Below are 13,958 nucleotides of genomic sequence, written 5' to 3' on the forward strand. Positions count from 1 at the left end.
TGGTTTGACGCAAAACCCCCGTTCCCCCCCCCCGCCCCCCCCCCCCCCCCCCCCCCCCCCCCCCCCCCCCCCCCCCCCCCGGGCCGGGTTGGTCCGTACTATCGCCCCGTCAGGCCGGAGGTGGGGGACTCCGGCGGGGGCCCGGACCGGGGAGTGGCGTGGGGGCCGGCGGGGATCAGAAGCCGAGGCTCCAGGAGTCGATCTTGCCGGTGTCGCCGCCCGCGTTGTCGTTCACGCGGAGCTTCCAGGTGCCGTTGGCGACCTCGGAGGAGGCGTCGACGGTGTAGGTCTGGTTGATGTTGGCGGTGCTGCCGCCGGCCCGGTTGTGCAGGGTGTAGACGGTGCCGTCGGGGGCGACGAGGTCGACCTTGAGGTCACCGATGTAGGTGTGGGCGATGTTCACGCCGACCTTGAGGGCGGCCGGGGCGTTGCCGGTCACGCCGGTGACGGTGATGGGGCTCTCCACCGTGCTGTTGTCGTTGATCGCGAAGTCCGCGGTGTTCTCGAAGAACGGCGTGGTGGGGGTCGAGGTCACGGCGTTGACGGTCGCGGCCGCGTCGGCGAGGCCGGCGCCGCAGCCGCCGGTGCAGGTGCCGGCCAGCGGGCGGGCGTTGGCCTTGATGGCGGCCTCGACCTGCGCCGGGGTGAGCGAGGGCTTGGCGGCCACGAGGAGCGCGGCGAGGCCAGCGATGTGCGGGGCGGCCATGCTGGTGCCCTGGTACGGCTTGTAGATCTCCGCGCCGGGGGTGGTGGTGCCGTTGTTCAGCGTCGAGAGGATGCCGTTCTCGGGCGTGGTGACGGTGCCGGGCGTGTCGGTGGCGCGGCGGGTCTCGCCGCCGGGGGCGGAGACGTCGACCTTGGCGCCGAAGTTGGAGTAGAAGGAGCGGTCGCCGGTGCGGTTGGTGGCGGCGACGGTGATGACGTTGTTGCAGCTGGCCGGGGTGAAGGAGCTCGCGTCGGCGTTGCTGTTGCCGGCGGCCACGACGACGGTGGTGCCGCGGGCGACGGCCGCGTTGATGGCGTTCTGGTAGCTGGCGCTGCAGGTGCCGGAGCCGCCGAGGCTCATGTTGATGACCTTGGCGGGGGTGGCGTTCGCCGGGACGCCCGCGACGGTGCCGCCGGAGGCCCAGGTGATGGCGTCGACGATGTCCGAGGTGGCGCCGCCGCACTTGCCGAGGACGCGGACGGGCTGGATCTTCGCGTTGTACGCGATGCCCGCGACGCCCTTGCCGTTGTTGGTGGCGGCGGCGATGGTGCCGGCCACGTGGGTGCCGTGCCAGGAGGAGTCGCTGGCCTTGGAGCCGGTGCCGCACTCGCCGGCGGCGCTCCAGTCGCCCTGGTCGGCCGGGTTGTTGTCGCGGCCGTTGCCGTCGCGGGCGGCGGTGGAGTCGGAGATGAAGTCGTAGCCGGCGACGATGTTGGGGGCGACGTCGGAGTGGGCCACGTAACCGGTGTCGATCACGGCGACGGTGACGCCGGAGCCGGTGGTCTTGTCCCAGGCGGCGGGCACGTTCATGCCGGCGGTGGGCTCGAAGAGGTCCCACTGCTTGGCGTACTCGGTGTCGTCCGGGGTGGCCATGGCGTAGGCGCGGGAGTCCGGCTCGACGTAGGCGACGTCCGGGTCGGACCGGAACTGGGCCATCACGGCCGCGGCGTCAGCCGGGGCGGTCGCACCGCCCAGGTTGACGAGCGCGGCGCCGGTGCCCAGGCGGCGGTCGAACTTCGCCTTCTTGCCGGCCTTCCTGCCCTTGGCGGTGGCGTCGTCGGCGGCCGCGGCGTTGGAGCTCGCCTCCGACGCGGAGGACTTGTAGCCGACGATCAGGTTCTCGACCGGGGCGGCGGCCGGGGCGGCGGGGGCGCCGGCGGCCGGGAGGGACCGGGCGGCCGGATCGCCGGGCGGGGTCACGGCCACCGCGGCGGTGGCGGAGCCGGCGAGCAGGGTGACGGACATGGCCACGACGGATATGAGCCGTCGTCGAGGTGCGTGCACGGTGTTCCCCTTACGGGCCGTTTCCGGGCAGGCCGGAGCGGCCGGTGTGTGCGGTGTGGGAGGTGGAACAGGCGCCGCGGGGCCGGGAGGGCTGGTCGAACCGCCCCGGCCGCCGCCGCGCCACGTCGCCCGGCCGCAACGGCGGGGCTGGGCGACGGCGTGTACCGGCGATCGGCGCCACCGCGTTCGGCTTCACACCATGTGGGGTTGGTGCGGGGGCAGTTCGGGGGGCGGGAGACCGCCGGTGGGCAGACAGTAGGCAACGCGGGAATGAACCCGATACAGGGAAAACCCTTGTCCGGACCCTGCGGCAGCCTGTGGGGCGCCTGTGAAACACCTGTGCAACGCGCACGCAACACGCGCGTGACCGTCGGCGCCCCCGCCGGCGGCGGGGGCGGACGGGCAGGCTACTCCGGGTTGCCGCGCGGGTGGAGGGCGCGGAAGTAGGTCCAGCTGGTCTCGTTCGGCTCGGTCCACTTCTCGGGGGCGCGGGCGAACTCGGGGTGGCGTCCGGCGATGTAGGAGCGGGTGCGCTCGGGGACCTCGTCGTAGGAGCCGAGCTTCGCGCCCCGGCAGTGGAAGGTGAGGCCGCCGGGGCGTTGTCCCTGCTCCATCCAGGGCAGCCAGGGGGACATCCGCGTCCAGGACATGGTTGCCGGGACGCTCGGCGCCCCGCCGGCGAGGGCGGCGGCCGGGGTGAAGAACTGGAAGAGCTCCAGGGCCCGGTAGGTGTCGTCGGCGGAGTGGAGCGGGTAGTCCGCGACGGGCAGCGGGGAGGGGTAGGCGAGGGGGATCTCCAGGCTGAAGCAGACCTGGTCGCCCAGTTCGGTCCGGGGGACGGGGAAGGGCCGCAGGCGCAGGTTGGCCGGATCGTTCCAGACGTGGACCACGGGCTTTTCCTGCCAGGTCTCCAGGATCTCCCGAGTGGCGGGGTCGAGGTAGAAGGCGGCCTCGCGCGAGAGCAGGCGGTAGCCGCCCTCCTCCTCGTCGGCCACGAGCCGGGACACGTTGACCCCTTCGAAGCCGAAGAGGCGCCGGTAGGGCTCGCCCGGGGCCCAGGAATGGACGTCGCCGCTCCACCCGTAGACGACCTCCTCTCCGTCGAGGGAGGCACGGGTGCGGGCGAAGTCGCGCAGCAGGTCGTCCGGAGTCATACGGAGAACTCTGGCCGGACGGCATCCGGCCGGGCAAGCATCCGGTGCGCCAACTCCCGTGCGCCCCTTCGCGCCCGCCCCGCGACCTACGAACGGGCGGGCCGCCGCTCGTACGGTCGCCCGGTTGACGGTTGTACGAGTTACCCGCGACCGTGACCGCCATGGGGAACCGTTCCTACATCAGTGAGCAGGAGTGAGTCTTGGACCCAGGTCCCGGCACTGCGCGCGTCCCGAACGGTTTTGGGTGCGCTGGTCGCCCGCTTTTCGGGGCATCGTAGTGGATGCGGTAGGCGACGGCCCGATTGCCGTCGACCCGGTCCCGCCATTCCTGGACCCGGTGCGCGAAGGCGATCCGGGAGGTCAGGACGTACCGACCGTGCCTGGCGTTCGCCAGCTGGGCCGGCGGCGCGGGCGGCTTGATCGACACCTCGCCGTCCAAAGTGACACGGACGGTCTCGTTGCCGAACCGTTTGCCGGACTCGCCGTCAGCGGCCAGGAACCAACGTTCCGCCTCCCAGCGCCGGCGCCACTCGGCCTCGGTGAGCTGCGCTGCTTCGAGGTTGTGCCGGGTGTTGAGCAACCGTCGGCCGCCGCGGACGACGTGCACGACGCCGTTCTCCCAGTCGGCCCGGGCGACGTCGAGGCGGTGTTCCAGGATCTGCAGACGCCGGGATGTGTGGAACCACTCGCCCTTGCTGCGGTATCCACCAGCCCAGCGGGAGGACGACTCGGCTGTCAGCGCCCGCTTACGGGCAGCGGACGGCCCGAGGGCCACGAACGGCGCGTCCATGGTGCGCGACCGCCTCGGCTTCGACTGCTCAGTCATCGCCGGCCGCCGCTTCGGCCGCCTTCTTCGCCCGGCTCTCCACAGAGCGGCAACCGCATAGGCAGGCTCAGAAAAGGGACCGACCACGCGCCCTCACGAAACCGACCATAGGCGCTCTGCGGATGCACACCCTGCCCCTTCGCCCACTCCTTGAGGTTCATGCACCCGACGGCAACGACATTCACACACATGGACTATCACTCACAAGAGCGAACCAAAGGACCAACAGTGCCCAACCCCTCGGGTAAGGAACACCGGCTTCCGCTGCTGCTGGCCTGCCTGGTGCTGGGCCTCGGACTCATCGCCGCCGTCCTGGGCGCCTCGCGGGCGGCCGGTCCCGCCTCCGTCGCGGGCCCGTACGTGGACCTGCGGCGCGTGCCGCCGGGGCCCGCCGGGCCCGCGCCCGGGCCGGGGGCGTCCACCGGCAGGGTGACGGTGGAGTGCGGGCGCAACGAGGAGGGCCACTGGAACGAGGACAACCTGGTGGTCTCGCCGGGGGTGAGGGCGGGCGCCCACCACACGCACGCGTACGTGGGGAACCTGTCCACCGACGCCCTTTCCACGGACGTCTCCCTGGCCGCCGCCGCGACCAGCTGCACGGGCGGCGACCGGTCCGCGTACTACTGGCCGGTGCTGCGCCGCACCGACCGCTCCGGGGGCGGCCCGCACGAGGGGGCGGCCGGGCACGGCAACGCGGGCGAGATCCTGCGCGAGGCCTCGGTGCGGGTGGAGTTCCGGGGCAGTGCGGTGGGGAAGGTGGTGGCGATGCCCCGGTTCCTGCGGGCGATCACCGGCGACGCCGTCGCGTACACGGCCGGCGGGGGCGCCGGGGTGCGCGCCCGCTGGGGCTGTTCGGGCCTGCCGGACCGGTCCACCACCGGCTACCCGCGCTGTCCGGCGGGCGAGCTGGTCACCCGTACGCTGGTCTTCCCCAGCTGCTGGAACGGGCTGGACACCGCCGCCCCCGACCACCGCTCCCACCTGGCGTTCCCGGCCGCCAACGGGGTCTGCCCGCAGGGCACCTTCGCCGTGCCGGAGCTGCGCCTGTCGCTGGCGTACGCGGTGGCGCCGGGGGTCCCGCTGGCACTCGACTCCTTCCCGGAGCAGCGGCACAGCCCGCTCACCGACCACGCCATGTTCGTGGACGTGATGACCGACGCGCGGATGGCGGAACTCGTCGCCTGCCTCAACGAGGGCCGCGACTGCCGGATGTGAGTGACGCAGGTCACGTGAACCGCCGCCGCGCCGGGGGCGTGTTCCGACCGCACCGAATGGCACCAGGCGGACGGAGAGCGTGAATGGCCGGACCACTGTGGCCCCGCGCGCGGCGGGGCTCGACCGACGAGGCACTGATCAGGGCGGTCTACGAGGAGCACGGCAACGCCCTGCTCGCGTACGCCACCCGGCTCACCGGTGACCGGGCGGCCGCCGAGGACGTCGTCCAGGAGACCCTGATCCGGGCCTGGCGGCACGCCGAGGTGCTGGTGAACGGGAAGGGCTCGGTGCGCGGCTGGCTGCTCACAGTGGCCCGGAACATCATCACGGACCGGTACCGGGCCAGGGCGGCCCGCCCGCCGGAGGTCTCCGGCTCGGAGGCCGCTCCCCCGGTGGAGGGCGACCACGCGGACTCCGTCGTGGACACGATGACGGTCCTGGGCGCCCTGGACCGGCTCTCGCCGGAACACCGGGACGTGCTCACGGAGTTGTACTACCGCCAGCACAGCGTGGCCGAGGCCGCCGACCGCCTGGGGATCCCGGCGGGCACGGTCAAGTCGCGCTCGCACTACGCGCTGAAAGCCCTGCGCGCGGTGTTCACGGACGGCGGCGCCGGCGAGTACGGCGGGGACAGACGATCAGGCCGGCCGCCCCAGCAGCCCGGCGGACTGCGGGAGGTGGTGGCGTGAACGCGCGGCGGCACGAGGAGGAACTGCTCGGACCGTACGTGCTCGGTGTCCTGGACGCGGAGGACGTACGGCGCGTCGAGGAGCATGTCGGCGACTGCACGGGGTGCCGGGAGGAGGTGGCCGCGTTGCGCGAGCTGGAGAGCGTTCTGGGTGAGGTGCCCGAGGAGGCGTTCCTCGACGGGCCCCCGCAGGGCGGTGACCTGCTGCTCCAGCGCACCCTGCGGCAGGTGCGCGGCGAGCGGGCCGCGCGGGCCCGGTGGCGGGGCGCGGTGGCGGGCCTGGCGGCGGCCGCCTCGCTGGCGGCCGTGTTCTGGGCGGGGGCCCGGCTGGGCGGGGACGCGGACAACACCGCCGCGCTGCCCCCGCCGCCGTCGCCGAGCGCGTCGGCCGCGCCGTCGCCGCCGCCCGCCGGGACCCGGGTGGCCTCGGGGACCGACGCGGGGACCGGGGCGCGGATGACCGTGCAGGTGACCCCGGCGGCGAAGTGGGTGCGGGTGCGGGCGGCGGTGACCGGCGTGCCGGCCGGGGAGCGGTGCCGTCTGATGGTGGTCTCCCGGGACGGTACGCGGTCCACGGCGGGCGGCTGGGTCGTGGGCACGGCGGAGCACGGCGAGGGCAAGGGGGCGGCCCTGGACGGCTCGGCGGCCGTGGACCCGGCGGACGTCGCGGCGGTGCTGGTGGAGAACGAGTCGGGACGGACCTTCGTGTCCGTGCCGGTGTGAGGACGGGGCCCCGCGCGGGCGGGGCCCCGTACGGTCCGTCAGGGGCTGTGGAAGCGGACCTCGGGCGCGTCGGCGCGCGGGCCGTCCAGCACCGGCCGGGACTGTCCCTTGAGGTGCCGGTCGAAGAAGGCGGAGACGTAGGTCCGGGTCAGCTCCAGGACGCGGGCGCCGGGCAGCGGCGCGTCGGGGTGGGGGACGCCGAGCTGGTCGCGCAGGGCCGGGTAGTCGGTGGGGCCGAAGTGGTCGGTGCCGTCGAGGGTGATCCAGCGCTTCCAGCCGTCGAAGTCGGCCCACTCCTCGGACCAGTTGCCCGCCTGGCCCCCGGACCCGCCGGCGGCCGAGCCGAGCAGCATGAAGGGGCGGCCGCCGATCCCGGCGGCGGGACAGGGCTCGGGCAGGCCGCCGTCCATGTCGATGCCCGCCCGGATCCGCTGGTCGGCGGCCATCGCCGTCAGGGCGGCGGCGCCGCCGGTGGAGGGGTCCCCATGGCGATCCGGCCGGGGTCGATGAGCCCGGCGTGGCGCCAGGCGGGGTGCCGGCCGGTGAGCCGGTCGAGGAGGAAGGAGACGTCCTTGGCGCGGGTGACGGTCTCCCGGCCGCCCGGGCCCTCGGCCTGGTCGCAGGCCGGGTAGGGCGCCGGGGCGCGGCCGGTGCCGCGCTGCGCGGGCGGAAAGCGTGACGGGGCCCGGGAATATGTCCAATTCCCGGGCCCCTGTGTGCCACCCAATTGCGCACACCGGCGCCGTTTAAGAGCGGGGATCATCTTGAGGCCGACGTGTTCTGCCTTTGAACTACCGCGCCACGGAAGAGGCGCAGGAGGGACTTGAACCCCCATCCGTCGGTGATCGTCCCTGCTCGGTCGATCCGGTGTTCGGCGGCGAATGCTGAGACTGGAGCGATAGTCTGAGATTCAAGGGGGCCGCACTCGGGCCGCCCCCTGTTTCAGCTTCAACGTCAGTTTCAGCTTGCGCTCTCGCGCACCCCCTGCGCTACAGGGGGCGTTCTCGGGGCTACCTGAACAGGTAGCCGAACACCGCGTCTCCGACCCTCTGGTCGGTGACCTCGGTGCCGTTGGCCTCCTCGCGGGCGAACTTCACGGCCTGCTGGAGCCGTTCCACCCGGTCGAGGAGCTCGTTGACCCGGCGGGCCGGGAGGGCGCCGGAGAACTTCACCGTCGTCCAGTAGCCGACGGCCACGTCCTCGTAGTAGACCTCGACCTGCGCCGGGTGCTTGTCCGTGGCCTCGGCCTTGACGTGGTTGCGCGGCACCTTCTTGGTGCGGATGGTGCGTACCGGTTCCGTCTTCCAGGAGTCCGTGGAGGGGTCGAGGTTCCAGGACTCCGAGGCGTCCAGGACCGGCAGCTTGCGCACGAAGGTGTGCAGGTCGGTCAGCTGCTTCTCCAGGAAGAGCAGGTAGGGCACCGGAACCTGGGCGAGCAGCACGTTGCCGTCGACGACCACGTCCGCGGCCGCGGTGCGGTTGGCCCAGTCCTTGGTCGCCGTCACGTCGAACAGACGGGTCAGGGTGGTGGCCGTCGCCCGCAGCGCGTCCTCCGCCTTGACCTGGACCCGGGTGGACTCGGGCGGCAGCTGCTCGCCCTCCTCGTCCTTGGGCTGGTACGTCCGCGAGATGCCGGCCAGCAGGGCGGGCTTCTGCACGTCCTGGTGAGCCTGCGAAAGCTCCTGGAGGGACTTGGACTTGACGCCCTTTTCGACTGCGATGATCTGATTCAGCTTCGGCACGTGATCAACCTACCAACGACTCCGGTGCGACGACCATTTCTTATTCCCGCTTCCTTTCTCCACGGGTCAGAGGTGCAGGCGCACCGGCAGGTCGAACAAATCGTTCTGGGTGAGCACCGGCTTGTTGCGCAGTTCCTCGCGCGGGACGGCCAGGGACAGGTGCGGGAAGCGGGCGTAGAGGGCCGGGAGGGCCACGCCGGCCTCCAGGCGGGACAGGGCCGCGCCGGGGCAGACGTGGGGGCCGTGGCCGAAGGAGATGTGCCGGTTCGGGGTGCGGGTGACGTCGAAGGCGCCGGCCGTCTCCCCGTGCTGGGCCTCGTCGCGGCCGAGGGCGCCGAAGGAGACGATCAGGCCCTCGCCCTTGGGCAGGATCCGGCCGCCGACCTCGATGTCCTCGGTGGCGAAGCGGATCAGGACGTGCGAGGTGGGGGTGGCCCAGCGCAGGGTCTCCTCGATGACGTTCTCCCAGGGGACCTCGCCGGCGAGGACGAGGGCACGCTGCTCGGGGTGGGTCTCCAGGGCGACGACGGCGTTGACGATCAGGCTGATGGTGGTCTCGTGGCCGGCGGCGACCATCAGCTGGAGGGTGTTGGTGATCTCCTCGGTGCTGAGGTGGTCGCCTTCCTCGGAGGCGGCGATGAGCGCGCTGGTGAGGTCGTCGCCGGGGGTGGCGCGCTTGGACTCGACGATCCGGGAGAAGAGGGCGCCGAGGTCCGCCATCATCTGCGGGACTTCCTCGGGGCGGGTCTGGGTGGAGAAGAACTTCTCGAAGAGGCCCTTCAGCCGCGGGTGTTCGGCGGCGTCCACGCCCATCAGCTCGCTGATGACGTTCATCGGCAGGGGGTAGGCGAAGGCCGCCTTCAGGTCGACGGTCTCCCCGGCGGGCAGGGCCGCCAGCTTGTCGAGGGCCTCGGTGGTGAGGGCCTCGATGCCGGCGCGGAGCTTCTCGACGCGGCGGGCCGTGAGGGCCTGGGCGACGAGGGTGCGCAGGCGGCGGTGCTCGTCGCCGTCGACGGTGAGCATGGAGCGGCCGGGGTTGGCGAGGCCGATGAGCGGCCAGTCCAGGGGGATCTCCCCGCGCTGCCAGGCGCCCCACACGCCGATGTCCTTGACGACGCGGGGGTCGGTGAGCAGGGCGCGGGCCTCGGCGTGGTGGGTGACGGCGTACACGCCGACGCCGCCGGGGAGGACGACGCGGACCAGCGGGCCGGCGGCGCGCAGGGCGGCGCTCTCGGCGTCGAGGTCGGTGACGAAGGGGTCGAGGGTGATCGGGGCGGCGGCCGGGGCGGCGCCGGTGTGGTCGATCGGGCAGCTCATCGGGTGGCTCCAAGCGCGGGGGTCGGGGTGTAGGTCACGGGGAGCGCGGTCAGGCCGCGCAGCCAGGGCGAGGGGCGCCGGGTGAGTTCGGCGGCCGGTCCGGCGAGGTCCACGTCGGGGAGGCGGTCGAGGAGCACCTCGATGCCGGTCCGGGCGATGACCTCGGCGACCTCCTGGGCCGGGAAGGGGCAGCGGTGTTCGCCGTGGCCGAAGGAGAAGAAGGCGTTGTTCCCGCCGGTGAGGGCGCCCGCGTCGGTGCGTACGTGCGGGTCGCCGTTGGCGGCGGCCAGGCCCAGCAGGACCAGGTCGCCGCGGGCGATGGTGCGGCCGCCGAGCTTGGTGTCGCGGGTGGTCCACCGTCCGGCGACGTTCTGGGTCGGGGTGTCCTCCCAGAGCACTTCGTTCATGGCCTCGCCGACGCTGTGGCGGCCGCCGGCGAGGGAGGCGGCGAAGCGGTCGTCGGTGAGCATCAGGCGCAGCGAGTTGCCGATCCAGTCGGCGGTGGGCTGGTGGCCCGCGGCCATCATCACCATCAGGTCCTGGGCCACCTCGGCGAGGGTGAACCCGGCGGTGTTGGCGAGCATGCGGGAGGCGACGTCGTGCCCGGGGGTCTCGGCCTTGGCGGCGAGCAGGGCGTACATGGACTCGCCGAGGTGGCGCTGGCCGTCCAGGGCGCCCTCGCGGCCGTTGATCATGTCGTTCATGGCGGTGACGAGTCCGGGGCCCTGCTCGTCGGAGAAGCCGTAGATGCGGGCGAGGACGCGCAGCGGCAGGAGCATGGCGTACTCGCCGACGATGTCGCAGGAGCCCTTGCCGCAGAGCCCGTCGATCAGCTCGTCCGCGAACCGTTCGGCGTGGCCCCTCAGTTCGAAGGGGTCGACGGATTCGAGGGCCTCGCTGATGACGGCGGCCCGCTCGCGGTGGCGTTCGCCGGTGGTGTAGAGGATCGAGGGCTGCTTGCGGCCGATCATCGGGAGCAGGGGCCAGTCGGCGGGGATGCGGTCCCACTGGTTCCACAGGTCGGAGTCGCGGGAGTAGAGCTGCGGGTCGCTGGTGACCTGGTGCAGTTCGCGGTAGCCGAGGACCAGCCAGGCCGGGACGTCCCCGTCGAGGACCACGGGGGCGACGGCGCCGTGGTCGCGGCGCATCTCCCGGTACAGCTCGGCGGGGTCGCTCTGGAAGCGGGGGCCGCCGAGGTAGACGGGCTGGGGCTCGGGGGTGGTCACTGCGTGGGCTCCGGGAGGGTGCGGGGGACGGCCCTCGGGGGGAGGGCTCGGGTCGGGGAGGGCTCGGGTCTCGGGGCTCTGGGGCTACGGGAGGGCCTGGAGGCTCTGCCGGTGCTGGAGGTGCTGGAGGTGCTCGACGAGGGAGATGAGCACCTGCTTGCTGGACTCGCGGGAGCGGGCGTCGCAGAACAGCAGCGGCACCTCGGCCGGCAGGTCGAGGGCGGCGCGGATCTGGTCCGGGGTGTGCGCGGGCCCGCCGAAGTCGTTGCAGGCGACGACGAAGGGCGTGCCGTGGTGTTCGAGGCGGTCGATGGCGTACCAGGACTCCGCGAGCCGGCGGGTGTCGACGAGGACGACCGCGCCGAGGGTGCCGGAGAACAGGCGGTCCCACAGGAACCAGAACCGCTCCTGGCCCGGGGCGCCGAACAGGTAGAGCACGTTGCGGGCGTCGAGGGTGATCCGGCCGAAGTCGAAGGCGACGGTGGTGGAGGTCTTGGCGGCGATGCCGTCGGTGTGGTCGACGGCCTCGCCGGCCTGGGTCATTGTCTCCTCCGTGTTCAGCGGGCGGATCTCGCTGACCGAGCGGACCATGGTGGTCTTGCCGACGCCGAAGCCGCCCACGATCACGATCTTCAGACCGTTGTCGGCGGTGCTGCTGAGTGCCTGCCGGGGCGTGCCCGGGTCAGAGGTTGCGGAGTCCAACGAGCACCTGCTCCAGGAGTTCGGGGTCGGGAAGGCAGTACGTCGTGGCGCGCGGGTGGCGGGCGCTGACGCGTCCGGCGCCCAGGAGGTCGGCCAGCAGGATCCGTGTGATCGACACGGGCAGGCCGAGTTCGGCCGCCACCTCCACGACGGCCGTGGGATAGCGGCACATCCGCAGGATGGCGGCGTGCTCCGACTGCATTCCGGGGACGGGGTCGCACTCGGCGACGATCAGGGTCACCAGGTCGAAGGCGTCGCTCCCGGAGCTGCTGCGGCCTCCGGTGAGGGTGTAGAGCCGGTCCGGGGAGTCGTCCCGGCCCGGCCGGACGCGGCTCAACCCCGAGGCCTGGCGATCAGATGCTCGCTCAGCTGCTCGACCAGTTCGGACATGTTGTGGCCGACGAGTCCGGCGTCGGCGTCCTCGGAGGCGACGAGCGCGAGGTGGGCGCCCTCGCCGGCCTCGACGATGAAGAGGATCCCGCCGTAGAACTCGGCCATGGCGGAGCGGACTCCGCCGGTGCCGTCGCCGAACTCGATGGAGGCGCCGTGCGAGAGGCTCTGGATGCCTGCGGCGATGGCGGCGAGCTGGTCGGCCTGGTCGACGGAGAGCTCGGGGGTGCGGCACAGCTTGAGGCCGTCACGGGAGAGCACGAGGGCGTGGCGGGCGCCGGGGGTGCGCTCCAGGAGGCCTTCCAGGAGCCAGCTGAGCTTCTCGTCGGTGGTGGAGCCGGTCATCTCGTGTTGCCTTCCGGGTGCGGGGGATTCGTGGGCTGCTGGCGCGCCGGCGCGTCGCGCACGGCCTGGCGGAAGCTGCCGAAGCGGGCGGCGGACCGGGACGCGCCGGTGGGGGCGGCCTGGGTGCGGGCCGCCGCGGACGCGGCGTCGGGGCCTTCGGGGTGGGCGGCGGCCAGGGTACGGCCGCGCCGCCGCTGGGGCAGTCCGCTCTCGCCGAGCACCGGGTGGCGGCCGGTGGATTCGGAGTCGTGGGAGTCCTCGGAGCTGCGGGCGGGCTCGGCTGGGGCGGGGGCCGCCGGCGCGGGGGCGGGCAGCGCGAGGGTGCGGGCCGGTCCGGCGGGGGCCGCGAGGAGCGGCGGGGCCGGGACGGGCTCGGCCGGGGCGTGGCTGATCAGCTCTTCCGGGATCATCATCAGCGCGCCGGTGCCGCCGCGCGCGGAGGGGCGGAAGGAGACGGTCAGTCCGTGCTTGCGGGCGAGGCGGCCGACGACGGCGAGGCCGAGGCGGGTGCCGGAGAGCCCGGCGAGGTCCAGGGTCTCGGCGCCGACGGCCTGTTCGGCGCGGCGCAGCTGGAGCTCGCTCATGACGAGGCCGCTGTCCTCGACGGTGATGATGATGCCGGCCGGCACCTCCTCCACGTAGACGTGGACCTCGGCGGTCGGCGGGGAGAAGTTCGCGGCGTTGTCGAGGAGCTCGGCGAGGGCGTGCATGACGCCCTCGGCGGCGTGTCCGGCGACGGCGGCCTCGCTGGTGGAGTGCAGGCGGACGCGCTGGTAGCCGCCGATGCGGCCCATGGCGCCGCGCAGGATGGACTCCATGACGATGGGCTTGGCCCAGCGGCGGCCGGAGCGGGCGCCGGTGAGCACGGCGATGGAGTCGGCGAGGCGGCCGGCCTGGGCGGTGCGGTGGTCGAGGTGCAGGAGGTCGCCGAGGACCTCCTCGTCGGCGTGCTTGTGCTCCATCTCGCGCAGGTCGGCGAGCATGCCGGTGGCCAGGGCCTGCATCCGGCCGGCCGCGTTGGCGGCGGCGGCCATGGCGGCGGCGCGGCCGGACTGGGCGCGCCGCAGTTCCTCGCCGAGCCGCTCGCGGGTGGCCTGCTGGGCGGCGGCGAGGTGGTCGAGCTCGGCCGTGTGCGCGGCGGTGAGCCGGGCGGCCTCGGCGGTGCGGGCGGCCGTCAGCCGGTCGGTCTCGGCGGCGTGTTCGGCGGTGAGCCGGGCGACGCGGGCGGTGTGGTCCGCGGTGAGCCGGGCGAGTTCGGCGGTGAGGTCCGCGGTCTCACGGGCGGCGTCGGCGGTGAGCCGGGCGATGTACGCGTCGCGGGTGGCGACTTCGCCGGTGAGCAGGGTCAGGTCGGCGCGCAGCTGCCGGGCGGTGCGCGCCGACCAGGTGGCCGCGCAGGCGGCGAGGGACAGCAGCAGGGTCCCGAAGGCGGCGAACCAGGCCAGGGGCGCGCGGACACCGGACGGTGCCGCGGCCACCGCCGCCGCGGAGATGGTGCCCGCGGCCACAGCCGTGACCAGCAGGGCGAGCGCGGAGGGGCGGAGGGGGGAGGGCGACGCCGTCATCAATCAAGCCTCAAAAGGGGCGTATATGGAAGAGAGGGTTCCTGTGGCAACGAGGCATCACTATAAGAGGATTGG

The 13,958-nt window shown here is 73.3% G+C and carries 13 protein-coding genes and 2 pseudogenes; 3 read left to right on the top strand and 12 right to left on the bottom strand.

From position 1 onward, the window contains the following. Positions 1-175 precede the first annotated feature (175 nt). The 3 genes and pseudogenes from ACZ5NJ_RS26600 to ACZ5NJ_RS26610 all read right to left on the bottom strand — a co-directional run. The gene (locus ACZ5NJ_RS26600) at positions 176-1,951 is read right to left on the bottom strand and encodes a S8 family peptidase (RefSeq protein ID WP_468767899.1); all 1,776 of its coding nucleotides are present in this window, start codon (positions 1,949-1,951) and stop codon (positions 176-178) included. 446 nt (positions 1,952-2,397) lie between these two features. After that, a complete protein-coding gene (locus tag ACZ5NJ_RS26605) occupies positions 2,398-3,144 on the bottom strand; it encodes a DUF1838 family protein (RefSeq protein WP_468767811.1) in 747 nt (248 codons plus the stop codon). Positions 3,145-3,415: 271 nt separating this feature from the next. Then, positions 3,416-3,862: pseudogene (locus ACZ5NJ_RS26610) on the bottom strand (IS200/IS605 family accessory protein TnpB-related protein); the annotation flags it as partial. Positions 3,863-4,198: 336 nt separating this feature from the next. Between ACZ5NJ_RS26610 and ACZ5NJ_RS26615 the strand changes: the two are divergent. The 3 genes from ACZ5NJ_RS26615 to ACZ5NJ_RS26625 all read left to right on the top strand — a co-directional run bounded on the left by ACZ5NJ_RS26615 (position 4,199) and on the right by ACZ5NJ_RS26625 (position 6,596). Then, positions 4,199-5,185, top strand: coding sequence for a DUF1996 domain-containing protein (locus ACZ5NJ_RS26615; protein ID WP_468767812.1), 987 nt, complete (start codon positions 4,199-4,201; stop codon positions 5,183-5,185). Between the two features lie 83 nt (positions 5,186-5,268). Further along, positions 5,269-5,874: a sigma-70 family RNA polymerase sigma factor gene (locus ACZ5NJ_RS26620; RefSeq protein WP_395511061.1), complete on the top strand. Its 606-nt coding sequence runs from the start codon at positions 5,269-5,271 to the stop codon at positions 5,872-5,874. After that, positions 5,871-6,596, top strand: a complete 726-nt coding sequence (locus tag ACZ5NJ_RS26625; RefSeq protein WP_468767813.1) for an anti-sigma factor family protein — start codon at positions 5,871-5,873, stop codon at positions 6,594-6,596. The genes ACZ5NJ_RS26620 and ACZ5NJ_RS26625 overlap by 4 nt, the downstream gene beginning before the upstream one ends. Positions 6,597-6,634: 38 nt before the next feature. Here the strand turns inward: ACZ5NJ_RS26625 and ACZ5NJ_RS26630 are convergent, their stop codons facing one another. The 9 genes and pseudogenes from ACZ5NJ_RS26630 to ACZ5NJ_RS26670 form a co-directional block, all read right to left on the bottom strand. After that, a complete protein-coding gene (locus tag ACZ5NJ_RS26630; RefSeq protein ID WP_468767814.1) occupies positions 6,635-7,042 on the bottom strand; it encodes an alpha/beta hydrolase in 408 nt (135 codons plus the stop codon). A gap of 5 nt (positions 7,043-7,047) precedes the next feature. Then, positions 7,048-7,323, bottom strand: a complete 276-nt coding sequence (locus ACZ5NJ_RS26635) for a hypothetical protein (protein WP_468767816.1) — start codon at positions 7,321-7,323, stop codon at positions 7,048-7,050. Between the two features lie 283 nt (positions 7,324-7,606). Further along, positions 7,607-8,338, bottom strand: a complete 732-nt coding sequence (locus tag ACZ5NJ_RS26640) for a DUF7873 family protein (RefSeq protein ID WP_468767818.1) — start codon at positions 8,336-8,338, stop codon at positions 7,607-7,609. Between the two features lie 66 nt (positions 8,339-8,404). Then, positions 8,405-9,655 (bottom strand): cytochrome P450 family protein, encoded by a 1,251-nt coding sequence (locus tag ACZ5NJ_RS26645; RefSeq protein WP_468767819.1) that lies wholly within the window; start codon positions 9,653-9,655, stop codon positions 8,405-8,407. Then, entirely contained in the window at positions 9,652-10,881 is a 1,230-nt protein-coding gene (locus ACZ5NJ_RS26650; RefSeq protein WP_468767820.1) for a cytochrome P450, read from the bottom strand. Before ACZ5NJ_RS26650 ends, ACZ5NJ_RS26645 begins: the two co-directional genes overlap by 4 nt. Next, positions 10,878-11,583 (bottom strand): annotated as a pseudogene (locus ACZ5NJ_RS26655) (GTP-binding protein). Before ACZ5NJ_RS26655 ends, ACZ5NJ_RS26650 begins: the two are co-directional and overlap by 4 nt. Continuing rightward, positions 11,564-11,920 carry a DUF742 domain-containing protein gene (locus ACZ5NJ_RS26660; RefSeq protein WP_468767822.1) on the bottom strand — a complete coding sequence of 119 codons (357 nt, stop codon included), beginning with the start codon at positions 11,918-11,920 and terminating at the stop codon, positions 11,564-11,566. Before ACZ5NJ_RS26660 ends, ACZ5NJ_RS26655 begins: the two are co-directional and overlap by 20 nt. Beyond that, positions 11,917-12,318, bottom strand: coding sequence for a roadblock/LC7 domain-containing protein (locus ACZ5NJ_RS26665; protein WP_468767824.1), 402 nt, complete (start codon positions 12,316-12,318; stop codon positions 11,917-11,919). The genes ACZ5NJ_RS26660 and ACZ5NJ_RS26665 overlap by 4 nt, the downstream gene beginning before the upstream one ends. Beyond that, on the bottom strand, positions 12,315-13,883 hold the full coding sequence (locus tag ACZ5NJ_RS26670) for a sensor histidine kinase (RefSeq protein WP_468767825.1): 1,569 nt from the start codon (positions 13,881-13,883) through the stop codon (positions 12,315-12,317). Before ACZ5NJ_RS26670 ends, ACZ5NJ_RS26665 begins: the two co-directional genes overlap by 4 nt. Positions 13,884-13,958 lie beyond the last annotated feature (75 nt).

It is taken from the genome of Streptomyces sp. NPDC032091, from assembly GCF_055580265.1.

Bases quoted from the DNA above. Each gene is read 5' to 3' on its own strand.
- ACZ5NJ_RS26600 (WP_468767899.1), bottom strand. From the start codon at position 1,951: ATGTCCGTCACCCTGCTCGCCGGCTCCGCCACCGCCGCGGTGGCCGTG.
- ACZ5NJ_RS26605 (WP_468767811.1), bottom strand. From the start codon at position 3,144: ATGACTCCGGACGACCTGCTGCGCGACTTCGCCCGCACCCGTGCCTCC.
- ACZ5NJ_RS26620 (WP_395511061.1), top strand. From the start codon at position 5,269: ATGGCCGGACCACTGTGGCCCCGCGCGCGGCGGGGCTCGACCGACGAG.
- ACZ5NJ_RS26630 (WP_468767814.1), bottom strand. From the start codon at position 7,042: ATGGCCGCCGACCAGCGGATCCGGGCGGGCATCGACATGGACGGCGGC.
- ACZ5NJ_RS26645 (WP_468767819.1), bottom strand. From the start codon at position 9,655: ATGAGCTGCCCGATCGACCACACCGGCGCCGCCCCGGCCGCCGCCCCG.
- ACZ5NJ_RS26665 (WP_468767824.1), bottom strand. From the start codon at position 12,318: ATGACCGGCTCCACCACCGACGAGAAGCTCAGCTGGCTCCTGGAAGGC.
- ACZ5NJ_RS26670 (WP_468767825.1), bottom strand. From the start codon at position 13,883: ATGACGGCGTCGCCCTCCCCCCTCCGCCCCTCCGCGCTCGCCCTGCTG.